The following is a 22540-nucleotide window of genomic DNA, read 5'->3' on the forward strand; positions in this document are numbered from 1 at the left end:
CTGCGCCGGTCAGGAAAAACGAGAGGCGCACTTGACAGCTCTCCCGAGGAACAGGCAATCTTCCATCAAGCAGAAACTAACTTCCGCGATACGGAAGGAGCGCACTTTCAATGGCCTTCACGGACCAGCGCTTCGATGTGAACCTCTCGATCCTCTTCACGGAACTCCCGCTTCTGGAACGTCCAGCGGCCGCCGCCGCGGCCGGTTTCAGCGCGGTCGAGCTGTGGTGGCCCTGGGTCGAGACCCCCACCCCGCCGCAGGCCGAGCTCGACGCGCTGAAGAAGGCTCTCGACGATGCCGGAACGCAGCTGGTGGGGCTGAACTTCTACGCCGGCCGGCTGCCCGGCCCGGACCGTGGTGCGCTCTCCGTTCCCGGCGAGGAGTCGGACCGCTTCCGCGCCAATATCGATGTCGCGGCCGACTTCGCCGCCTCGGTCGGCTGCAAAGCGCTCAACGCGCTCTACGGCAACCGGGTCGACGGCGTGGACCCGGCCACCCAGGACGCGCTGGCCCTGGAGAACCTCGTGCTGGCGGCCCGCGCGGCCGACCGGGTGGGCGCGACCCTGCTCGTCGAGGCTCTCAACAAGCCGGAATCGCCGTTGTACCCGCTGGTGAGCGCCCCGGCCGCGATCGAGGTCGTCGACAAGGTCAACGAACTCAGCGGGCTGGGGAACGCCACGTTCCTGCTCGATCTCTACCACCTGGCGATGAACGGCGAGGACCTCAACGAGGTCATCGACCTCTACGCGGCCAAGACCGGCCACGTACAGATCGCCGACAACCCGGGGCGTGGCGCTCCCGGCACCGGCTCCCTGCCGTTGGCCGACCTGCTCGACCGGCTGGCCAAGGCCGGCTACGAGGGCTGGGTCGGACTGGAGTACAAGCCGGGTGACGGCCCGAGCGCCGAGGCCTTCGGCTGGCGCACCAACTGACCATCTTCACCTGCGTGTTGAAAGAGGCACCCTCATGAGCAGTCTCCCCAAGATCGCGTGGATCGGTCTCGGCATCATGGGCTCCCCCATGTCCGAGAACCTGATCAAGGCCGGCTACTCGGTGACCGGCTTCACGCTGGAGCAGGACAAACTGGACCGCCTGGCGGCCGCCGGCGGCACCGCCGCCGCCTCGATCGCCGACGCGGTGCGGGACGCCGATGTGGTGATCACCATGGTGCCCGCATCCCCGCAGGTCGAGGCCATCGCCTACGGCGCCGACGGCATCCTGGAGAACGTCAGGCCGGGCACGCTGCTGATCGACATGTCGTCGATCACCCCGCAGACCTCGGTCGACCTGGGCAAGGCGGGCGCCGCCAAGGGCCTGCGCGTGCTGGACGCCCCGGTGTCGGGCGGCGAGGCCGGCGCCATCGAGGCCGTGCTGTCCATCATGGTCGGCGGCGAGCAGGCGGACTTCGACGCCGCCAAGCCGATCCTGGACGCCCTGGGCAAGACCATCGTGCTCTGCGGCCCGCACGGCTCCGGCCAGACGGTGAAGGCCGCCAACCAGCTGATCGTCGCGGTCAACATCCAGGCGTGCGCGGAGGCCGTGGTCTTCCTGGAGAAGTCCGGCGTGAACCTCACCGCGGCGCTCGACGTGCTCAACGGCGGCCTGGCCGGTTCCACCGTACTGACCCGCAAGAAGGACAATTTCCTGAACCGGGACTTCAAGCCCGGCTTCCGGATCGACCTGCACCACAAGGACATGGGCATCGTCACCGACGCCGCCCGCAATGTCGGCGCCGCCCTGCCCGTCGGCGCGGTCGTCGCCCAGCTGGTCGCCTCCCTGCGCACCCAGGGCGACGGCGGCCTCGACCACTCGGCGCTGCTCCGCTCGGTCGAGCGGCTGTCGGGCCAGCAGGTCTGAGACGCCACCCCGAGGGCATCGCCCTCCCCTGAACTCCGGGCTGCGGCAGCGCTGACACCTGTCCTGTCGCGCCCAGGCGCTGCCGCCGCCCGGACCCACTCCTAAAATTCAACAAACTGTTGACGTTACATTCTCCGCGAATCTACGCTCCTGGAACCGTCAGCAGCTCCAGTACGGAAGGTCCACGATGTCGAAGCGCGTGCTTACGACCGAGTCAGGCGCCCCGGTCGCCGACAATCAGAACTCTGCCACCGCCGGCGTCGGCGGCCCGATCCTGCTCCAGGACCAGCATCTGCTGGAGAAGCTGGCGCGGTTCAACCGCGAGCGCATCCCGGAGCGCGTGGTCCACGCCCGCGGCTCCGGCGCCCACGGCTACTTCGAGGTGACCGACGACGTCACCGCGTACACCCGCGCCGACTTCCTGTCCGCCGTCGGCAAGCGCACCGAGACGTTCGCCCGCTTCTCCACCGTGGCCGACTCGCTGGGCGGTGCGGACGCGGTCCGTGACCCCCGCGGCTTCGCGCTGAAGTTCTACACCGACGAGGGCAACTACGACCTGGTCGGCAACAACACCCCGGTGTTCTTCATCAAGGACCCGATCAAGTTCCCCGACTTCATCCACTCGCAGAAGCGCGACCCGTTCACCGGTCGGCAGGAGCAGGACAACGTCTGGGACTTCTGGGCGCACTCCCCCGAGGCCACCCACCAGGTGACCTGGGTGATGGGCGACCGCGGCATCCCGGCGTCCTACCGCCACATGAACGGCTACGGTTCGCACACCTACCAGTGGACCAACGCCGCGGGCGAGGCCTTCTTCGTCAAGTACCACTTCAAGACGAACCAGGGTGTGCGCAGCCTCTCCGCCGAACAGGCTGCCGAGCTGGTGGGCAAGGACGCGAACAGCCACCAGACGGATCTGCTCCAGGCCATCGAGCGGGGCGTCAACCCGTCCTGGACGCTGCACGTGCAGATCATGCCGGCCGCCGAGGCGGCGGAGTACCGCTTCAACCCCTTCGACGTGACGAAGGTGTGGCCGCACAGCGACTATCCGCTGCAGCGGGTCGGGCGCCTGGTCCTGGACCGCAACCCGGACAACATCTTCGCCGAGGTCGAGCAGGCCGCGTTCTCCCCGAACAACTTCGTTCCCGGTATCGGCCCGTCGCCCGACAAGATGCTCCAGGGCCGCCTGTTCGCCTACGCCGACGCGCAGCGCTACCGGGTGGGCATCAACCACACCCAGCTCCCGGTCAACGCGCCGCGGAACGCCACCGCCGACAACTACGGCCGTGACGGTTCCATGGCCACCCGGTACGGCTCCCGTCAGGACAAGAACTACGAGCCCAACTCGTATGCGGGCCCGACCCAGTCGGACGCGGCCCTGGCCGCCCCGGTCGCCGTCGCCGGCTGGACCGGCACGCACGCCGCCCCGGCGCACGTCAAGGACGACGACTTCTTCCAGGCCGGCGAGCTGTACCGGGTCATGACGGACGACGAGAAGTCCCGTCTGATCTCCAACATCGCCGGCGGTCTCTCGCAGGTCTCCCGCGACGACGTGATCGAGAAGAACCTCGCCCACTTCCACGCCGCGGACCCGGAGTACGGCAAGCGTGTCGAAGAAGCGGTGCGCGCCCTGCGCGAGGACTGAGTCCGCCCGCCAGAAACCGCGCAGTGGACCTGACGGGAGGTCAGGACCACTTCGCAGTCCGTGCCGCCGACCCGAATGAGGGGTGGCCGACGGCACGGACGCACCCGAGGACCGCGACGGAGTCGCGATGCCAGTGCGGTGGTCAAAGCCACCGGCACGCTGTTCTGACCTGAAGAACGACGTGCCGATGGCCAATCGCCTCCGCCGCGGTCCTCGGCTTCTCGACGCCACCCCCGCCCTGCTCCCCGGGCTTCGTCCGCCGGGGAGCCGAGCCGGACACCACAAGCCCCGCCCGGCGACGCGAACGTCCTGTCGCGCCCAGCCTCGTGCCGCCGGGCGGTACCAGACTTCAGGCCCGAAAAAACTCCATGCCGGAGCGCGGAACAAGGATACGGTCCCTTGTTCCGCGCTCCTTTTGCGTGCGGGTTCCGGCCGACCCTGAGAGGACTGTGGCATGACCGAGCTCCACCCGCCCATCGAGCCGTACGAGCAGGGCCTGCTCGACACCGGTGACGGCAACCTTCTGTACTGGGAGACGTGCGGCAACCCGGCGGGCAAGCCGGCCCTCGTGGTGCACGGCGGCCCCGGCTCCGGCTGCTCCGTGCGCGCCCGCCGGTACTTCGACCCGGCGCGCTACCGCGTCATCCTCTTCGACCAGCGCAACTGCGGACGCAGCACCCCGCACGCCGGCGACCCGGCCACCGACCTGTCCCGCAACACCACCCCCCTCCTCATCAGCGACATGGAGCAGCTGAGGGAGCACCTGGGCATCGAGCAGTGGCTGCTGTACGGCGGATCCTGGGGTTCTACGCTGATCCTGGCGTACGCCGAGGCGCACCCGCAGCGGGTGTCGGAGATCGTGATCGGTGGGGTCACCATGACCCGGCGCTCGGAGATCGCCTGGCTGTACGGCGGTGTGGGCCGCTTCTTCCCCGAGGCACTGGCCCGCTTCCGGGCCGGTGCCCCCGAGTCCGGGGACGACGCGGGCCTGGTCCCCGCGTACGCCCGGCGGGCGTCGGACCCCGATCCGGAGGTGCGGGCGAAGGCGGTCGCCGACTGGTGCGAGTGGGAGGACGCGGTGCTCTCGCTGGAGCCGCACGGCTCCGCCCGTCCGTTCAGCGACCGGCCGTCCGCGGCCAGGGTCGCCCTGGTCCGGATCGCGTCGCACTACTTCTCACACGGCGCCTGGCTGGCCGAGGGCGCGCTGTTGCGCGACGCGCACCGGCTGAAGGGCATCCCGGGTGCCCTCTTCCACGGCCGGCACGATCTGAGCAGCCCGTACACCACTGCCTGGGAACTCGCACAGGCCTGGCCCGAAGCGGAGTTGACCGTCATCGAGGACGCCGGGCACAAGGGCAGTGCCACCCTGCGGGACGCCGAACTCCGGGTCCTCGACCGGTTCGGTTCGTCGGGCAGCCGGCCCGTATGAGCACGCCGAAGGGGCGGACCACCCGGCACCGGTGGCCCGCCCCTTCGTGGCGCTGGTCAGGAAGTGATCAGCGGCAGGATCGCGGTCGGGGCATGGCCCGGCTCCGTGGCGATGTCCTCGAACTCGTTGACGCCGGCGATGTCGCCGCCGCTCATCGAGATGTTGGTGACCCGCTCCAGGATGGCCTCGACGACGACCGGCACCCGGTACTCGGCGGCCAGCTTCTTGGCCTCCTCGAAGGCGGGCAGCAGCTGGTCCGGCTCGGTGACCCGGATCGCCTTGCAGCCCAGCCCCTCGGCGACCTTGACGTGGTCCACGCCGTAGACGCCGATCTCGGGGGTGTTGATGTTCTCGAACTCGAGATTGACCTGGAAGTCGATGTCGAAGTTCCGCTGCGCCTGGCGGATCAGGCCGAGGTAGGCGTTGTTCACCAGGACATGGACGTACGGGATGTTGTGCTGCGCGCCGACCGCCAGCTCTTCGAGCATGAACTGGAAGTCGTAGTCGCCGGAGAGCGCGACGACCGTCGTCTCCGGGTCGGCGGTGGCGACGCCCAGCGCGGCGGGGATCGTCCAGCCCAGCGGGCCCGCCTGGCCGCAGTTGATCCAGTGACGCGGCTTGTAGACGTGCAGCATCTGCGCACCGGCGATCTGCGAGAGACCGATGGTGGAGACATACCGGGTGTCGGGGCCGAAGGCGCGGTTCATCTCCTCGTACACCCGCTGCGGCTTGATCGGCACGTTGTCGAAGTGGGTGCGGCGCTGCAGCCTGGCCTTGCGGTCCTGGGCCGACGCGGCCCACTCCGTACGGTCCGGGAGCCGGCCGGCGGCCTTCAGCTCGCGCGCCACCTCGACGAAGAGCTCCAGCGCCGCCTTGGCGTCCGAGGCGATGCCGAAGTCCGGGGCGAAGATCTTGCCGAGCTGAGTCGGCTCGATGTCCACGTGCACGAACTTGCGGCCCTTGGTGTACGTGTCCAGCTTGCCGGTGTGGCGGTTGGCCCAGCGGTTGCCGATGCCGAGGACGAAGTCGGACTCCAGGAACGTCGCGTTGCCGTAGCGGTGCGAGGTCTGCAGACCCACCATGCCGGCGTTCAGCGCGTGGTCGTCCGCGAGGATGCCCCAGCCCATCAGGGTGGGGACGACCGGAATACCGGTCAGCTCGGCGAACTCCACCAGCAGGTCGGAGGCGTCGGCGTTGATGATGCCGCCGCCCGCCACGATCAGCGGCCGCTGCGACTCGTTGAGCAGCGTGATCGCCTTCTCGATCTGAGCGCGGCTCGCGACCGGCTTGTAGACCGGCAGCGGCGTGTAGGTCTCCGGGTCGAACTCGATCTCGGTCATCTGGACGTCGATCGGCAGGTCGATCAGGACCGGCCCCGGCCGCCCCGAGCGCATCAGGTGGAAGGCCTGCTGGACGACGCCGGGCACCTGCGCCGCCTCCATGACGGTGGTGGCCGCCTTGGTCACCGGCTTGGCGATCGACGCGATGTCGACGGCCTGGAAGTCCTCCTTGTGCATCACCGCGGTCGGCGCCTGGCCGGTGATGCAGAGGATCGGGATCGAGTCGCCGATCGCCGAGTAGAGCCCGGTGATCATGTCGGTGCCCGCCGGTCCCGACGTACCGAGGCAGACGCCGATGTTGCCTGGGTGGGTACGGGTGTATCCCTCAGCCATGTGCGAGGCACCCTCGACATGGCGCGCGAGCGTGTGCTGCACACCGCCTGCGGCCTTGAGTGCCGCATAGAACGGGTTGATCGCCGCACCCGGCACCCCGAACGCGTGCGTGACGCCCTCGCGCTTGAGGATCTCAACTGCCGCTCGGGCAGCGGTCATACGTGGCATTGAGTACTCCTGCTCGGCCAGTCGGAGTGGGCCTCCTGTCGCGCCAACCTGAGATCGCCCATTTCCGCATTACGGAATTCTATTTCTGCTATACGGAAGCAATGTAAGAGCTGTTCCGGTCCGCCGTCAAGGGAGCATGCTCGCGGGGCCGCGCACGGCGACCGAAGGCCGTCGCGGGGGCGTCAATGTCCGAAGTCCCTCCCCCGGGCCGCGCTCTTGGTGGACGATGAGCCCATGGGAACGGGCAGGGGAGAGGACGCGGGCACCGGAGAGATCCCCTCGGACGGCGCGGGAAAGGCCGCCGGGACCGCACGGGTGCGCTGCCCGGCCTGCCTCCGGGAGCACGCGTATGTCGCCGCGGTCCTGCCGTGTGCCTGCGGAGCGCCGCTGGCGCCACCGCTGCTGGAGGGCGCTCCCCCGGAGCCGATCACTCACCGGACCTGGTCCGAGGACTGGGTCATGGTGCGCTGCGAGACCTGCGGGCGGCACGACGAGTGGCCGCAGCCGGAGCTCGGCTGCTCCTGCGGCGCGGTCCTGCGGATTCCGGTACGGCCGGTGAGCGAGCCACCGCCCGCGGCGTCTGCCGCCGGGACCGGCCGGGCCGCTGCCCGTCCGGCGTTCCGGCCGGTGACGATCCGTACCGCCGGCGACGCGGTGTCCGCGGCCGCCCGCTATCTGGAGTGGCTGGGCTTCCGCAACGTCCGGCAGCCGGGCAGGCGGCCCGCTTCCGGCATCGACCTGCGGGGCCCCGACCTGGTCGCCAGCGTTGAGGCCACCACTCGCCCCGCCGTACTGCGGGACATCGAGTGCCTGTGGCTGAACGGTCTGAGCGCGTCGGCGATCAGCGTCTGTTTCTCCCTCGCGGGGTACGCCGACGAGGCGCGCGCCCGGGCTGACGAACTGGCTGTCCCGCTCTTCGTGATGGATCTGACCGGCGCCCCGCAGCCGGTCAACGCCCCGGCCACCGAACTGGTGCAGACGGGCGCGTGACACCGCGGCACTCGAACTGCCGCGGACAGGAATTACGGCCGGTAGATCGCGCCCGGCTTCAGCTGGGCGGGGGCGACCAGCTGCGGCACGGTGACAAAGGTGTAGCCGCGCTCGCGCAGGGTGTCGATGATGCCGGAGACGGCCGGCACCGTGCCCGGGTAGATGTCGTGCAGCAGGATGATGCCGTCGGGCTCGGCCTGCTCGAGCGTCCGCTTCTCGATGAGCGCCGTGTCGTTGGTGGAGAAGTCCTTGGCGGTGGTGCTCCACAGCACCTGGGAGACGCCGAGCTCCTTGCATATCTTGGAGACGCTGTCGTTGGTCCTGCCCTGCGGCGGACGCATCACCCGGGGCCGGGTGCCGGTGATCTTCTCCACCGCGACCTCGGTCTTCTCTATCTCCTGGCGTGCCACATCCGCGCTCTGCTTCGTCAGGATCTTGTGGGTCCAGGTGTGGTTGCCGACCTCATGTCCCTCGGCCGCCTCGCGCTTCACGACGCCGGGGTACTTCATCACGTGATTCTTGCCGAGCAGGAAGAACGTCGCATGGACCTTCTTCTCCTTCAGGACGTCCAGCAGATGCGGGGTGTTCGGTCCCGGCCCGGCGTCGAAGGTCAGCGCTATGCACTTGGCCTCGCGGCAGTCGACGGGGCCGAAATCCGCCGGGTGCTTACCGTCCGCGTGTTTCCGCGCCGCGGACGGCGAGGTGGTGTCCATCGAACAGCCGCTCAGCACAACGGACATGAGCGCGGCCAGGGCAGCGGCGGATCCGAACCGCGCCGCTGCCTTCTTTCTCAGCAATGGCATGACCCGGACTATACACACGATGTATATACCGAGTGTATAGTGGGAGTTCCTCAGCCGGCCACACCGTTAGTGATGGCCGAAACGCTCCCGGAGTTCCACCTTCCTGACCTTTCCGCTGACGGTCATGGGGAAGTCCTCCAGGAGTTGCAGGGCCCGTGGGATCTTGTAGTGGGACAGCTGCCCGCGGCAGTACTCGGCGATCTCCTCCAACGTGGGTGGATCGGTCTGATCACGCGGAATGACACAGGCCAGGATCTCCTCGCCGTACCTCTCGTCCGGCACCCCGACCACCTGCACGTCGACGATCTTCGGGTGACCGTAGAGGAACTCCTCGATCTCGCGCGGGTAGACGTTCTCACCGCCACGGATGATCATGTCCTTGATCCGGCCGACGATCTGCACGTAGTCGTCCTCACGGACGACCGCCAGATCACCGGTGTGCATCCAGCGGCCCGCGTCTATCGCTCCGGCCGTCTGCTGCGGCTCCTCCCAGTAGCCGAGCATCACGCTGTAGCCGCGGGTGCACAGCTCCCCCGCCACGCCACGCGGCACCGTCACTCCCGTCGCCGGATCGACGACCTTCACCTCGAGATGCGGCAGGGCCCGGCCGACGGTCCCGGTGCGGCGTTCCAGGTCGTCGTCGCGGCGCGTCTGGGTGGAAACCGGAGAGGTCTCCGTCATGCCGTAGCAGATCGACACCTCGGCCATGTGCATCTCGGCGACGACCCGCTTCATCACCTCGGCCGGGCAGGGCGAGCCCGCCATGATGCCGGTGCGGAGCGAGGAGAGGTCGTAGTCGGCGAACCCGGGAAGGTTCAGTTCGGCGATGAACATGGTCGGCACCCCGTAGAGCGAGGTGCACCGCTCCTGCTCGACTGCGCGCAGCGTGGCCGCCGGGTCGAACGAGGGGGCCGGGATGACGATGCACGCACCGTGCGAGGTAGCGGCGAGGTTTCCCATGACCATCCCGAAGCAGTGATAGAAGGGGACCGGCAGACAGATCCGGTCCTGCTCCGAGTAACCGACCAACTCACCGACGAAGTAACCGTTGTTGAGGATGTTGTGATGAGAGAGGGTGGCCCCCTTCGGGAAGCCGGTGGTGCCGGAGGTGTACTGGATGTTGATCGGGTCGTCGCAGGAGAGCGCGGTGTCGAACGTCTCCGGTCCGGCCGCTGCGAGCAGCTCTTCCCAGGACGGGTCGCCGATGTAGTGGACGGCCCGCAACGCCGGGCAGTTGCCGCGTACCTCCTGGACCAGCGCCCGGTAGTCGCTTCCCTTGTGCTCGGTGGACGCGATCAGCACCGTGATGCCGGCCTGCTTCAGCACGAACTCCACTTCGTGTGCCCGGTAGGCCGGATTGATGTTCACCATGATCGCGCCGAGCCGCGCGGTAGCGTACTGCACCAGCACCCACTCCGGGCAGTTGACCGCCCAGATGCCCACCCGGTCACCCTTGCGGACCCCGATCCCGGTGAAGGCGCGGGCCAGTTCGTCCACCGCCGCACCGAACCGGGTGTACGTCCACCGGCGCCCCGACGCCACGTCCACCAGCGCCTCATGCTCCGGGAAGGCGGCGACCGCCCGGTCCAGGTTGCCGCCGATGGTGTCACCGAGCAGCGCGGTCGTGCCGGTGCCATGCACGTACGAGAGCGATTCCTGTGACGTGGTCACCGGAGTGTCTCCTCGTCGTACTCGGAGGTGGAACCGGCCGCCGTCGCCTCACGCAGCTCGATCCGCCGGATCTTCCCGGAGACGGTCTTGGGCAGTTCCCCGAACTCGATCCGCCTGATCCGCTTGTACGGGGCCAGCACCGCCCGCGAATGCTCGAAGATCACCTTCGCCGTGCCGGGACCCGGCTCCCAGCCCTCCGCGAGAACCACGTACGCCTTCGGCACGGCCAGCCGCACCGGATCGGGCGCCGGGACGACCGCGGCCTCGGCGACCGCCTCGTGCTCCAGCAGTGCGCTTTCCAGCTCGAAGGGCGAGATCTTGTAGTCGGACGCCTTGAACACGTCGTCCGACCGGCCGATGTAGGTGATGTAGCCGTCGGCGTCGCGCGAGCCGATGTCTCCGGTGCGGTAGTAACCGCCGGCCATCGCCGCGGCCGTGCGCTCCGGATCACCGTGGTAGCAGACCATCAGACCGACGGGTTCCGCCGAGAGGTCGAGGGCGATCTCCCCCTCGCTCACCCCCGGCTGACCGCTGACCGGGTCCAGCAGCTCGACCTTGTAGCCGGGTGTCGGGCGGCCCATCGAGCCCGCCTTGAGCTCCTGCCCCGGGGTGTTGGCCACCTGGACGGCGGTCTCGGTCTGCCCGAAGCCGTCCCGGATCGTCACTCCCCACTTCCGCCGCACGGTCTCGATGACCTCCGGGTTCAGTGGCTCGCCGGCCGCGGCGACCTCGCGCGGGGGCGTTCGCAACTGGCTCAGGTCGGCCTGGATCAGCATCCGCCACACGGTCGGCGGCGCGCAGAACGACGTCACACCGACCCGGTCCATCTCGGCCATCAGCCGGGCCGGATCGAAGCGCGTGTAGTTGTGGATGAAGACCGTCGCCTCCGCGTTCCACGGTGCGAAGAGGTTCGACCAGGCGTGCTTGGCCCATCCGGGCGAGGAGATGTTGAGGTGCACGTCGCCGGGGCGCAGCCCGATCCAGTACATCGTCGCCAAGTGGCCGATGGGGTAGGACGCGTGCGTGTGCTCGACCAGTTTGGGCTGGGCCGTCGTGCCGGACGTGAAGTAGAGCATCAGTGAGTCGTCCGCCGCGGTAACGCCGGCCGGCTCGAACTCGGCGGACGCTGCCTCAGCGTCGCGGTAGTCCAGCCAGCCCTCCGGCGTGTCCGGGCCCACCGCGATCCGGGTGTAGCCGCCCGGCACGTCGGCGAACTTCGCGGTGTCCTCGCTCCGGACCAGGACATGGCGGGCGCGGCCGCGAGTGATCCTGTCCCGCAGGTCGGCGGGGCCGAGCAGCGGGGTGGCGGGGATGACGACGGCCCGCAGCTTCATCGCGGCCAGCGCCGTCTCCCACAGCTCCTGCTGGTTGCCGAGCATGACCAGGATGCGGTCGCCCGGCCGTACGCCCCGGTCGCGCAGCCAGTTGGCCGCCCGGACGGACCGTACGGCCATCTCGGCGAACGACACCTTGGTCTCGGTGCCGTCCTCCTCCACGATGTGCAGCGCGGTCCTGCTGTTGTCCTGGGCGATGACGTCGAACCACTCCAGCGCCCAGTTGAAATTCGCCGGCCGCGGCCAGCGGAAACCCTCGTAGGCCGTGGCGTACTCCTCACGGTGCTGGAGCAGGAAATCCCGTGCGGCACGGAATTCCTCCGTCGCGTTCTGTGGCGCCATGCGTCCTCCTCATTGCGGGACCGGTCCTCAGCATCGTGTAATCAGTGCCCCAGGTCTCACTACCCCCGAACGGGGGCGAAGGCTGTGTCTCTCCCAGGAGACACCCCCGGTCCCCGGAGAGAAAGGAAGCGCGCGTGCCGGAGCCGGTCGAGGCAGTGGAGATGCGAGCGGCGCTGCAGCGGCTGCGCCGCGTCACCGGGCTGCCGGTCGCCTTCGGCGGCCTGCTGACCGACAGCAGACAGCTGCGCATCGCCGAGCTGAGCGGCACCGCGACACCCGCGCTGCGCGGACTGACCGTGTCCGCGGGCAATGGCCTCGGCGGCAAATCGATCGCGCTGTCCCGCCCCTGCGCGGTGACCGACTACCGGGCATCGCTGCATATCAGCCACGAGTACGACACCGCGGTGGGTGCGGAAGGGCTGCACGCGGTCCTCGCGGTGCCGGTGGTCGTGCGACGCAAGGTGCGCGGTGTGCTGTACGGCGCGGTGCGCGCGCCGCTGGCCTTCGGCGACCGCACGTACAACGCGGCCGTCGAAGCGGCACGGGACGTCGAGCAGTCGCTGGTCGTACGGGACGAGGTGCAGCAGCTGCTGGCCGCGGCGCGGGAGCCGGTGGCCGGTCCGGGCGCCTGGGAACAGGTCCGGGAGGCACACAGCGAACTGCGCACGCTGGCGCCGCGCGTCGTGGACCCGTGGCTGCGCGAGGAACTGCTGGCGGTCTGCGGGCGGCTGGCGGGCGGCGGCCGGCAGCCGGGGGAACGGCGGATCGCGCTGGCCACCCGTGAGGTGGATGTGCTGGCCTGGGTGGCGACCGGCGCCACCAACGCCGTGACCGGCGAGCGGCTGGGACTGAAGCCGGAGACCGTGAAAGGCTATCTGCGGTCCGCCATGCGGAAGCTCGGCGCGCACACCCGGCTGGAAGCGGTGGTGGCGGCCCGGCGGGCGGGGCTGCTTCCATGAGCTCCGCGCCGACTCGGGGTTCCGGGGGCCCGGGAACACAGAGGGAGAGCACCCATGACGTACACATCCGCTGAGCGGCTTGTCGTCGCGCGGGCGACCCGGGACGACTGGCCGGTGATCAGCGGTTGGGCGTACGACGAGGGCTGGAACCCGGGGCTGCGCGATGAGGAGAGTTTCTTCGCCCAGGACCCGGCGGGCTTCTTTCTCGGCTGCCTGGACGGCGACCCGGTCTCCGCGATCTCGCTGGTCAACTACGGTGACGGCTACGCCTTCCTCGGCTGCTACCTGGTCCGCCCCGATCAGCGCGGCCGCGGGTACGGCTCGGCCACCTGGCGGGCGGGACTCGCGCACGCGGGGGCCAGGACCCTTGGTCTTGACGGCGTGGTCGCTCAGCAGGACAACTACCGCCGGTCGGGCTTCACCCCGGCCCATCGCACGGTGCGCCACGTCGGCCGGATCGGCACCGGCGAGCGGCCCGCACACGTCCGCCAAATCACCGCTGCGGACCGGGCCGCCGTTGCGGCGTACGACAGTGCGTGCTGGCCGGCCGACCGCCCGCGCTTCCTAGACCGATGGCTGACCACGCAGGGGCACCGGGCCCTGGTCCGGGTCGTCGACGGCCGGCTGACCGGCTTCGCGGTGCTCCGTCCGGCGCGCGAAACCCTGCGGATCGGCCCGCTGTTCGCCGACTCACCGTCCGATGCGCGGGCGCTGTACGCGGCGCTGGCCGCCGAGGCGGGTCCGGCGCAGGTCGCGGTGGATGTCCCGGATGCGAATCCGGCCGGTGTCGCCCTGGCGCAGTCACTCGGTCTGACGCCGGCCTTCGAAACGGCCCGGATGTACACCGGCCCGATCCGGCCGCTCGCCGAAGACCGCGTCTACGGGGTCACCACCTTGGAACTCGGCTGAACCGGCATCGTACTCGCCGCTGCAGGCCCGCGCTCAGTCACGGAATGCGCCGAAGCTGACGTCCCGCGCGGTGACACCGCTCATTTCCCGGACCAGGCGCTCGCCCTCCGCCACCAGCGCCGCCCGGTCGTCGCGACCCAGCCGGGCGAACGGGTCGATCTGCAGGGTGACGGCTCCCCGATACTCCTTCTGCCGCCAGATACCGGCCAGGAATCCGTCGACGAGGAAGCTGCCGAACGTCTGATTCCCCGTGCCGTTGCGGCCCCGGTACTCCGCCGGGATCACCCGGGTGCGATCGGCGTGAGCCAGCAGCAGGTTGTCGTACTCGGGCAGGAAGCGGGGCGGCGCGGGGGTGTGCTGATCCGGACGCGGGGCGTCCGGAAGGTCGAAGAGCTCGACTCCGTTGACATCCTGAAAAGTCATCAGCTGCGGCCGCAGCCGCTCGAACACCTCGCCCAACCTGGTCAGTCCCGCCCACTTCTGCATGTCCATCACCGACGCGGGGCCGAAAGCACGCAGATAGCGCAGCACGGTGGCGTCGGGTGTGGGGACGGGCTCGGGCTTGCGGTCCAGCCACCGTTCGATGGTGGTGAGCGCGACCTGACCGCTCCTGCCCCACAGCCCGCGCGGAGTGACCTGCACCAGAGGCAGCCGGCACCGGGCCGCGATGGAGAGAGCCGACGGATCGGCATCCGGCCACCGGGTCAGCAGCTGTTCGCGGATCTCCTTCATGGTGCGCGGCTGCTCCTCGACCAGGGAGCGCGCGAGTTCGGCCAGCCGATCGAGGTCGACATCCACCAGGCCCTTGCGGAACGCCGCCAGCTCACGGTCCCGGGCGGCCTGGACGAGCGGGCGCAGCGTCAGCGCGTCGTCTGCGGTGTGCAGGTGGATGGTGGAGCGCATGGTCACGATCCGGACGGCCTCGCGCCTCTGCAGCAGACCGGACAGCTCCTGCGGATCGAACCCTTCGAGACGGGACCAGAGCTGGTAATACGGCGGCTTGGTGTTCTGGGCCTGCAGGCCCAGCAGATGGGCTACGGCGTCCTTGGCGGGCATCACCTCGCGGCGCAGCAGGAGTTGGCGGTACAGGGTGGCGCGGTTGAGTGCGCGCGTACTCATCAAGGCCATACGCGGAACGCTACCGGGGCTTGCGGACACCCTCCGTCCGCAAGGGACCAGCGCACTCAGCCGCGGCTGTGCAGATAGGTCCGCCAACTTCCGTACGAGGTGATGTCGGCGGCCTCCCGCAGCGCGGTCTGTTCGCAGAGGAACCCCGGTACCCGGCTGCCGTCAGCGAGTTCCACGCTGCCGAGGGCCATGGGACGAGGGAGAGCGGCGACCAGGCCACCCAGGCCCGCAGGGGGCAGTTCCCACACCTCGGCCTCGATGGCCGCGCCCCCTTCGGAGTCCCGCACCAGGCCCGGTTTGGGCGGATCGGTGGGCAGTGCGTACAGGCGGTAGCAGGGCGCCGTGGCGGTCGTACGGGTGAAACGGCCACCCAGGGCGAGAAGTTGGGGGTTGAGAGGCTGGCCGGTCAGATGCGCGCCGACGACGGCCACCTGGGTGGACGGGGTGAGAAGCGGGGCCATCCGGGCCAGTCGGCCGTCGGTGTGCGCCTGGCCGATCAGCATCACCCCGAACGGCAGCCCGGCCACGGTGCCGGCCGGTACGGCGACCGCGGCCAGGTCGAACAGGTTGGTGGAGTTCGTGAACCGTCCGAGGCGGGCGTTGGTACCCAGTGGGTCGGCGGCGACCTCGGCGAGGGTGGGGTGGCCGGGCGTGGTCGGCAGCAGCAGAGCGTCCGCGTCCCCGAGCGCGGCCATGGCGCGGGAGCGGAGGGCGGAGAGCCTCTCCTGGTCGGCGAAGAGCCGGTGGGCCGGGATATCACGGGAGCGCCGGATGATCTGGGCGACGGTCGGATCCAGGTCGTGGGCATCCTGTTCGGTCCGCTTGTCGACGAAGTCGCCGACCGCCGTATAGCGCTCGGCGACGAAGGCACCCTCGTAGAGCATCGCGGCCGCTTCGGTGAACGGTGCGAGGTCCACGGGCTGGAGGCGGACCCCGGCCGCCTGGAGGCGGGCGGCGGTACTGCGGAACGCGTCGGCCCAGCCCGCGTCCAGCTCGCCGAGCTGGGCGGCGTCCGGGACGGCGATCCGCCAGGGTCCCGGCGCGCGGGCCGGGGGCGCTCCGCCCCCGGTGACCAGGTGGGCCAGCGCCTGCTCGGCCTCGGGGAGTGTTCGGGCGAAGACCGTCACGCAGTCCAGGCTCGCGCAGGCCGGCACGACGCCCCCGGTCGGCACCAGGCCCCGGGTGGGCTTCAGTCCGACGATGCCGTTGAAGGCCGCCGGGACCCGTCCGGAGCCCGCGGTGTCGGTGCCGAGCGCCAGATCGGCGATGCCGAGTGCCACGGCGACGGCCGAGCCGGAGCTCGACCCGCCGCTGATCCGGCGGGGGTCGACGGCGTTGCGCACCGCCCCGTACGGCGAACGCGTGCCGACCAGCCCCGTGGCGAACTGGTCCAGGTTGGTGGTGCCGAGCACGACGGCGCCGGCCGCGCGGAGGCGGGCCACCACCGGTGCGTCCCGGACCGGCTCGTAGGCGTACGAGGGGCAGCCGGCGGTGGTTTCCAGGCCCGCGACGTCGATGTTGCCCTTGACGGCGAGCAGCCGGCCGGCGAGCGGCAGCGCCGGGTCGGTCGCCGCCGCTTCGGCCTCGACCTCCGCCTGCGGGCGCAGGCTGATCCAGATCTCCGGACGGTCGACCTCCGCGATGCGGTCGTAGGCGGCGCGGACACGGGCGAGCAGGCGGTCGGTCATCGATGTGGGTGCCTCTCTCGGTTGCGCGGGTGGCGGTTGCACGGGTCTGCGGGTGCGCGCCTGCGGGGGGCGGCTCTTATGCGCACGGCGCCAGCACGACCAGCGGAGCACCCGGCTCGACCTGGGCGCCGGGTTCGGTGAGGACGTGGGTGACGACCGCGTCGCTCGGCGAGTGGATGCGCGATTCCATCTTCATGGCCTCCACCGCGAGGAGCTGCTGGCCCGCCGTGACCGTGTCGCCGACACGGACGTTGACCTGCCAGACGGAGGCCGTGAATTCGGCCTCCACGAGATGTCCGCCGGGCGGGACGGAGACCTCGGCCGGCGCGGGGGCGGGCGCGGAGACCCGCTCCGCGCGGGTGAACTCGCCCGCGGCCTCCCACGCGTCCCGCTCCGCTGCGAAGGCCGCGGCCTGCCGGGAGCGGAACTCGGTGATGGCCCCCGCGTTCGCGGCAAGGAAGCGCTGGTGGTCGGCGAGGGAGAAGGTGCCCTCCTCGATCCGGGGCGTGAACCGGCCTGCGGCCATGTCGCCACGGAGCTCGATGAGCTCCTCCGGCCCGACCTCGTACCACCTGATGCGGTCGAAGAAGCGCAGCAGCCAGGGCTGCGGGTCCGGCCGCCAGCTCGACCAGACCTGTGTGGTGCGGCCGACGAACTGGTAGCCACCCGGCCCCTCCATGCCGTAGACGCACAGGTATGCGCCGCCGATGCCGACGGAGTTCTCCGCCGTCCAGGTCCGTGCCGGGTTGTACTTGGTGGTGACCAGGCGGTGACGCGGGTCGAGCGGAGTGGCGACCGGCGCGCCCAGGTAGACGTCACCGAGACCGAGAACGAGGTATTCGGCGTCGAAGACGGTGCGGTAGACGTCCTCGACGGCCGGCAGGCCATTGACCCGGCGGATGAACTCGATGTTCCACGGGCACCAGGGAGCGTCGTCCCTGACCCCCGCCATGTAGCGGGCGATGGCCTCGCGGGTCGCCGGGTCGTCCCAGGACAACGGCAGGTGGACCGTCCTGGACGGCACGACGAGCTCGTCGGTGGGAGGCAGCGACGCCTCGATCCGGCGCACGCGTTCCAGCAGTTCCGGCTGGGCCAGCACATCGGGGTCGGTCCGGATCTGCAGGGAACGGATACCGGGCGTCAGGTCGGTGATACCGGGCAGCCCGGCCGCGACCACCGCTTCCATTAGCGCGTGCACCCGCATCCGCAGCGCCAGGTCCAGCTCCATCGGGCCGAACTCGACCAGCAGGTTGTCGTCGCCGCTGCGCCGGTAGGTCACGTCCCGGTGCCGGGCCAGCACCCCGCCGTCCACGATCTCCGGCCGGTCCGCGGCCGGACGCGCCTGGGGCGTACTGCGCAGAGCGTCCGCCGCCGCCACGGTGACCGGGATGAACCGGACCGTGTCCCCGGGGCGCAGCTGGCCGAGCTTCCAGCGCTGGCCCTTGGCGATCGTGGCCGGGCAGACGAAACCGCCCAGGGAGGGGCCGTCGGGGCCGAGCAGCACCGGCATGTCCCCGGTGTAGTCGACCGCGCCGACGGAGTACGGCGTGTCGTGGATGTTGGACGGGTGCAGCCCGGCCTCGCCGCCGTCCGTGCGTGCCCAGCGCGGCTTGGGACCGATCAGACGCACGCCCGTGCGGGCCGAGTTGAAGTGCACCTTCCACTCGGCGGCGTAGAAACCACGGATGTCGTCCTCGGTGAAGAACTCGGGCGCGGCGTGCGGGCCTTCCACCGCCGCGATCTCCCACACCGTGCCGAACACCGGGCGGGCGGCTGGCGGCACCTGACGGGCGGTGTGCTCCGCCGTGCCGCCGTGCAGCACGTCGCCGGTGCGCAGGGCCCGGCCACCGTGCCCGCCGAAACGGCCCAGGGTGAAGGTCGAAGCGCTGCCGAGGAAGTCCGGCACGTCCAGGCCGCCGCCTGCGAACAGCACGTAGGTGCGCAGGCCGAGTTCACCCGCGACGCCGACGGTCAGTGTGGACCCGGCGGGGACGGTCACGGGCTCCCACTGCGGTACGGCGGTGCCGTCGACGTTCACCGGGGCCGGTGCGCCGGTGACGCACACCGTCGTCGGGTGGGTGAACCGCAGGGCGGGGCCCTGCAGGGTGCACTCCAGCCCGGGGGCGCCCTCGGCGTTGCCCAGTGCCCGGTTGCCGAGCCGGAAGGAGAGGTCGTCCATCGGTCCGCAAGGTGGGACGCCGACCTGCCAGTGGCCGGTACGGCCCGGCCAGTCCTGGACGGTGGTGAGGGTTCCGCCCGCGGCGACCTCGATGCGCGGCGTGGGGTCGGTGACCTCGGCCAGGGTGGCGGTGGAGTGGCGGGCGGCCCGCATCTCGGGCCGGGCCAGCGCGGCCCGTACCAGGCCCAGGTTGGTCTCGATGCCGTCGATCCGGGTGGTGGCGAGCGCGGCGTCCAGCCGGCTCAGCGCCTCCGCGCGGTCGGCGCCGTAGGCGATGACCTTCGCGAGCATCGGGTCGTACGCGGTGGTCACCTCCGTACCGGTTCGGACCCAGGAGTCGACGCGGACGTCGGAGGGGAAGGTGACGCGCGTCAGCAGACCCGCGCTGGGGCGATGCCCGCGGGAGGGGTCCTCGGCGTAGACGCGGGCCTCCACGGCGTGGCCGCGCGGTGGTCCGGGAGCGCGGACCACCGAGGTCTCCCCCTGGGCCAGACGCAGCATCCACTCCACCAGATCGACACCATAGATCTCCTCGGTGACGGGATGCTCCACCTGGAGACGGGTGTTGACCTCCAGGAAGTACGCCTCCGCGCGGGCGGCGTCGTAGACGAACTCCACGGTCCCGGCGGAGCGGTAGCCCACCGAGGCACACACGTCATGTGCGGCGTCAGCGAGTTGGCGGCGCACCCGGTCGGGCAGACCAGGCGCCGGGGCTTCCTCCACCACCTTCTGGTTGCGGCGCTGCAGTGAGCAGTCCCGGTCGCCGAAGGTGACCACCCGGCCCGCGCCGTCACCGAACACCTGCACCTCGACGTGACGGGCGTCTTCGACGAGGCGTTCCACGAAGACCCCGGCGGAGGAGAAGGAGGCGGCGGCGACCCGCTGTACCCGGTCCCAGGCGTCGGTGAGCTCCTCCGGCCCGTGACAGGCCTGCATGCCGATGCCGCCCCCTCCTCCGGTGGCCTTCAGCATCACCGGGTAGCCGATACGGCCGGCTTCCTGGAGAGCGGCGGCCGGATCGGGCAGCAGTCCGCTGCCGGGTGCGAGGGGAACTCCCGCTGCTTCGGCGGCGGCGCGTGCGGTGTGCTTGGCGCCGAAGAGGTCCAGTTGCTCCGGTTTCGGGCCGACGAAGACGATCCCGGCCGCCTCGCAGCGGCGGGCGAACTCCGCGTCCTCGGAGAGGAATCCGTATCCCGGGTGGATCGCACCGGCCCCGGCCTCCACCGCGGCCTTCAGCACCAGGTCCACGTTCAGGTACGACTCCCTGGCGGGCGCGGGGCCGAGACGCACGGCCTCGTCCGCCAGCCGTACGTGTTCGCTCGCCCGGTCCGGGTCGGAGAAGACGGCGACCGTACGCAGCCCCAGCCGCCGGGCGGTACCGATGATGCGGGCGGCGATCTCGCCGCGGTTGGCGACCAGCAGGGTGTCGAAGGCGGGTGTCATGGGCGCGCCGTCCCGTCACTGATCGTCATCTCGACGGCGGTCGGCTCGAAGCCGTTGCAGGGGTTGTTGATCTGTGGGCAGTTGGAGACCAGGATCAGGACGTCCGTCTCGGCCCTCAGCACGACCCGCAGGCCCGGGGCGGACAAGCCGTCCACGATGCCCAGCGTGCCGTCCTGCTCGACGGGGACGTTCATGTACCAGTTGATGTTCGAGACCAGATCGCGCTTGCCGAGACCGTACCGGGACCCCTCGGTGAGGAAGTTGTCCGCACAGGCGTGCTGGGACCAGGTGTGGTGGCCGTAGCGCAGGGTGTTGGACTCCTTGGAGCAGGCGCCGCCGAGGGTGTCGTGCCGGCCGCAGGTGTCCTCGACGACGGTCATCAGCTCGGTGTGCTCGTTGGAGAGCAGGACGGAGCCGGTGGACAGGAAGATGTTGTTCTGGGCGTGGAGAGTGTCGGGCGCGCTGTAGCGGACGGCGGTGTCGTGGGCGTCGTACGCGAGGAAGTCGACCGCTTGTTTGCCGTGCAGGTCGGTGATGGTGAGCAGGTGGCCCGCGCGGACGACGGCGGACCACGCGGCCCTGGCCGGCACGACCGTGGTGGTGGTCGACGCACTCATGCGAGCCCCCTTGCGGTGAGGAAGGCGACGGTGTTGAGGAAGGCGCGGCGCCCTTCGGGGGAGGCGTCCCAGCGGGCGTCACCGGGTGCGGTGGCACGGGCCCGCCAGGCGAGTACCTCCAGCGGCCCGCTGAGGTACTCGGGCCGGGGATCTGCGGGATGCGGGACATTGGCGATGAGCACGGTGAGGTCCTGTTCGGCACGCAGGGTGACGAAGGCGCCGGGCCCGGCGGAGCCGGTGAAGGCGACAGCGCCGTCCTCGCGTACCTCGACGCCCTGGAAGAAGGAGAGCGAGGGCGGCAGGTCGCGGGGTTCCAGTCCGTTCTTCAGGGCGGCCAGTTTGAACAGCTCACGTCCGGCGGGGGTTGCGGACCAGGGTGTCCCGTCGCCGTACCGCGCGGTGTTGCGGACAAGGGTGGAGGTGCCGCAGAGTGCGTCGTGCCGCCCCGAGGTGTCGGCGACGACGGAGGCCAGCACGCGGCCCTGGTCGGACAGCAGCAGCCTGCCTTCCTCCAGGTAGGCGTTCCACTGCACCTTGACCGTGTCGGCGGTGTTGAGCCGCTCCCAGGGGCGGTCCGCGACGAACAGCAGCAGATGGGCGCAGGCTTCGCCGCTCGTATCCGTCAGCCGCAGTTCGGTGCCGCGGGCCAGCACCTGGTGGGTGTAGTTGCCGCCCGCCACGGTCTCCGCCCACACCAGGTGGTCCGCGCCGGCAGGCGGGGCGGGCCAGTCGGTGGCGGGCACCACCGGCATCGCCGCGACCCTGCCCCCCTCTTGAGCACGGGCATGGTCCCGCGCGCCGTACGTCGTTGCCGTCGACATGGCTCAACCTCCCGAGACGTGCTGGCGTCCTTGTTCCAGCGGTAATTTCGATCGCTCGACAGAAATTAGGGGTGGGCGGATTCGGGGCCGTTGCCCGGCAGTTACGGCGGCGTTACCGCGCTCTCACTCCAATCGGCCCGCAGGGACGCGCGCGACGGTGTGCGACGATCGGCCCATGAGCACCGCAGGACGACGGGTCGGCAGACCGCGGGCCTCGCCGCGACCCGAGAGCGGACTGTCCGCCCGGGAGGAACTGCTGGCCGCGGCGTCCGAGTTGTTCACCTCGCGCGGCTACGCGGCGACATCGACCAGGGCGGTCGCCGAGCGTGCCGGAATGCGGCAGGCCACGATGTACCACTACTTCGCCGGCAAGGAGGACCTGCTTGCCGCACTCCTGGAAGGCACGGTCACTCCCTCTCTCACCCTCGCCCGTGGCCTCCTCGAGGACGACGGTGCCGGAGCGGGCGAGCGCCCGGCCCCGGCGGAAGCCCGCCTGTGGTACCTCTGCCGCTCCGATGTGGAGCTGCTCTGCGGTGGCCCGCACAATCTGGGGGGTCTCTACCTGCTGCCCGAGATCCGCACCGAACGGTTCGCGGATTTCGGCCGGGTGCGAGGCGAACTGAAGTGCGCCTATGGGAAGCTGCTCGCAGCGACGGCAAGCTGCGGCTCGCTCGGCACCGGCGAACTCAGGCTCCGCACCGACCTGGTCTTCGGGCTCATCGAGAGCGTCATCCTCGTCCACCGCTCCGCCCCGGACCGCTCCGTCCAGGTCTTCGCGTCGGCGACGGCGGACGCGGCGCTGCGGGTGGCGGGGGTGCCCGAGGAGGATCTGGCAGCGGTGCGGGAGGCGGCCGGGACCCTGTCCCGGCCCGCTGGCTGACATT

Annotated in this window: 17 protein-coding genes; 8 read left to right on the forward strand and 9 right to left on the reverse strand. The window is 70.4% G+C overall.

Annotated features, from left to right (window positions below; genetic code table 11):
• Nucleotides 1-110: 110 nt before the first annotated feature.
• The 4 genes from AB0M87_RS08195 to pip all read left to right on the forward strand — a co-directional run bounded on the left by AB0M87_RS08195 (nucleotide 111) and on the right by pip (nucleotide 4931).
• Nucleotides 111-932 (forward strand): TIM barrel protein, encoded by an 822-nt coding sequence (locus tag AB0M87_RS08195; protein WP_365851083.1) that lies wholly within the window; start codon nucleotides 111-113, stop codon nucleotides 930-932.
• Between the two features lie 34 nt (nucleotides 933-966).
• Complete coding sequence (locus tag AB0M87_RS08200) at nucleotides 967-1857, forward strand: 2-hydroxy-3-oxopropionate reductase (protein WP_365851084.1); 891 nt, start codon at nucleotides 967-969, stop codon at nucleotides 1855-1857.
• Between the two features lie 187 nt (nucleotides 1858-2044).
• Complete coding sequence (locus tag AB0M87_RS08205; RefSeq protein ID WP_365851085.1) at nucleotides 2045-3502, forward strand: catalase; 1458 nt, start codon at nucleotides 2045-2047, stop codon at nucleotides 3500-3502.
• Nucleotides 3503-3956: 454 nt separating this feature from the next.
• A complete protein-coding gene (gene pip / locus AB0M87_RS08210) occupies nucleotides 3957-4931 on the forward strand; it encodes a prolyl aminopeptidase (protein ID WP_365851086.1) in 975 nt (324 codons plus the stop codon).
• Nucleotides 4932-4987: 56 nt separating this feature from the next.
• Here the strand turns inward: pip and gcl are convergent, their stop codons facing one another.
• Complete coding sequence (gcl, locus tag AB0M87_RS08215; protein ID WP_365851087.1) at nucleotides 4988-6772, reverse strand: glyoxylate carboligase; 1785 nt, start codon at nucleotides 6770-6772, stop codon at nucleotides 4988-4990.
• A 234-nt stretch (nucleotides 6773-7006) separates the two neighbouring features.
• Here gcl and AB0M87_RS08220 point away from each other — a divergent pair, with 234 nt between their 5' ends.
• Entirely contained in the window at nucleotides 7007-7762 is a 756-nt protein-coding gene (locus AB0M87_RS08220) for a hypothetical protein (protein ID WP_365851088.1), read from the forward strand.
• 32 nt (nucleotides 7763-7794) lie between these two features.
• Here the strand turns inward: AB0M87_RS08220 and AB0M87_RS08225 are convergent, their stop codons facing one another.
• From AB0M87_RS08225 to AB0M87_RS08235, 3 genes are all read right to left on the reverse strand, one after another.
• Nucleotides 7795-8565, reverse strand: coding sequence for a polysaccharide deacetylase family protein (locus AB0M87_RS08225; protein ID WP_365851089.1), 771 nt, complete (start codon nucleotides 8563-8565; stop codon nucleotides 7795-7797).
• Between the two features lie 66 nt (nucleotides 8566-8631).
• Entirely contained in the window at nucleotides 8632-10236 is a 1605-nt protein-coding gene (locus AB0M87_RS08230; protein ID WP_365851090.1) for an AMP-binding protein, read from the reverse strand.
• Nucleotides 10233-11912: an AMP-binding protein gene (locus tag AB0M87_RS08235; protein WP_365851091.1), complete on the reverse strand. Its 1680-nt coding sequence runs from the start codon at nucleotides 11910-11912 to the stop codon at nucleotides 10233-10235. The genes AB0M87_RS08230 and AB0M87_RS08235 overlap by 4 nt, the downstream gene beginning before the upstream one ends.
• A 134-nt stretch (nucleotides 11913-12046) precedes the next feature.
• Between AB0M87_RS08235 and AB0M87_RS08240 the strand changes: the two genes are divergently transcribed.
• Together AB0M87_RS08240 and AB0M87_RS08245 are read left to right on the forward strand one after the other, a co-directional pair.
• Nucleotides 12047-12871 carry a LuxR C-terminal-related transcriptional regulator gene (locus AB0M87_RS08240; protein WP_365851092.1) on the forward strand — a complete coding sequence of 275 codons (825 nt, stop codon included), beginning with the start codon at nucleotides 12047-12049 and terminating at the stop codon, nucleotides 12869-12871.
• A gap of 54 nt (nucleotides 12872-12925) precedes the next feature.
• Complete coding sequence (locus tag AB0M87_RS08245; protein WP_365851093.1) at nucleotides 12926-13780, forward strand: GNAT family N-acetyltransferase; 855 nt, start codon at nucleotides 12926-12928, stop codon at nucleotides 13778-13780.
• A gap of 33 nt (nucleotides 13781-13813) precedes the next feature.
• Here the strand turns inward: AB0M87_RS08245 and AB0M87_RS08250 are convergent, their stop codons facing one another.
• The 5 genes from AB0M87_RS08250 to AB0M87_RS08270 form a co-directional block, all read right to left on the reverse strand.
• A complete protein-coding gene (locus tag AB0M87_RS08250) occupies nucleotides 13814-14908 on the reverse strand; it encodes a winged helix DNA-binding domain-containing protein (RefSeq protein WP_365851094.1) in 1095 nt (364 codons plus the stop codon).
• A gap of 56 nt (nucleotides 14909-14964) precedes the next feature.
• Complete coding sequence (locus tag AB0M87_RS08255; RefSeq protein WP_365851095.1) at nucleotides 14965-16596, reverse strand: allophanate hydrolase; 1632 nt, start codon at nucleotides 16594-16596, stop codon at nucleotides 14965-14967.
• Nucleotides 16597-16672: 76 nt separating this feature from the next.
• Entirely contained in the window at nucleotides 16673-20218 is a 3546-nt protein-coding gene (uca, locus tag AB0M87_RS08260) for an urea carboxylase (protein ID WP_365851096.1), read from the reverse strand.
• The gene (locus AB0M87_RS08265) at nucleotides 20215-20835 is read right to left on the reverse strand and encodes an urea amidolyase associated protein UAAP2 (protein WP_365851097.1); all 621 of its coding nucleotides are present in this window, start codon (nucleotides 20833-20835) and stop codon (nucleotides 20215-20217) included. The genes uca and AB0M87_RS08265 overlap by 4 nt, the downstream gene beginning before the upstream one ends.
• The gene (locus AB0M87_RS08270; protein ID WP_365851098.1) at nucleotides 20832-21656 is read right to left on the reverse strand and encodes an urea amidolyase associated protein UAAP1; all 825 of its coding nucleotides are present in this window, start codon (nucleotides 21654-21656) and stop codon (nucleotides 20832-20834) included. Before AB0M87_RS08270 ends, AB0M87_RS08265 begins: the two co-directional genes overlap by 4 nt.
• 175 nt (nucleotides 21657-21831) lie before the next feature.
• Between AB0M87_RS08270 and AB0M87_RS08275 the strand changes: the two genes are divergently transcribed.
• Nucleotides 21832-22536 (forward strand): helix-turn-helix domain-containing protein, encoded by a 705-nt coding sequence (locus AB0M87_RS08275; RefSeq protein WP_365851099.1) that lies wholly within the window; start codon nucleotides 21832-21834, stop codon nucleotides 22534-22536.
• Nucleotides 22537-22540 lie beyond the last annotated feature (4 nt).

Origin of the sequence: Streptomyces sp. NPDC051320 (genome assembly GCF_040682175.1) — a bacterium.
Lineage (GTDB): Bacteria > Actinomycetota > Actinomycetes > Streptomycetales > Streptomycetaceae > Streptomyces.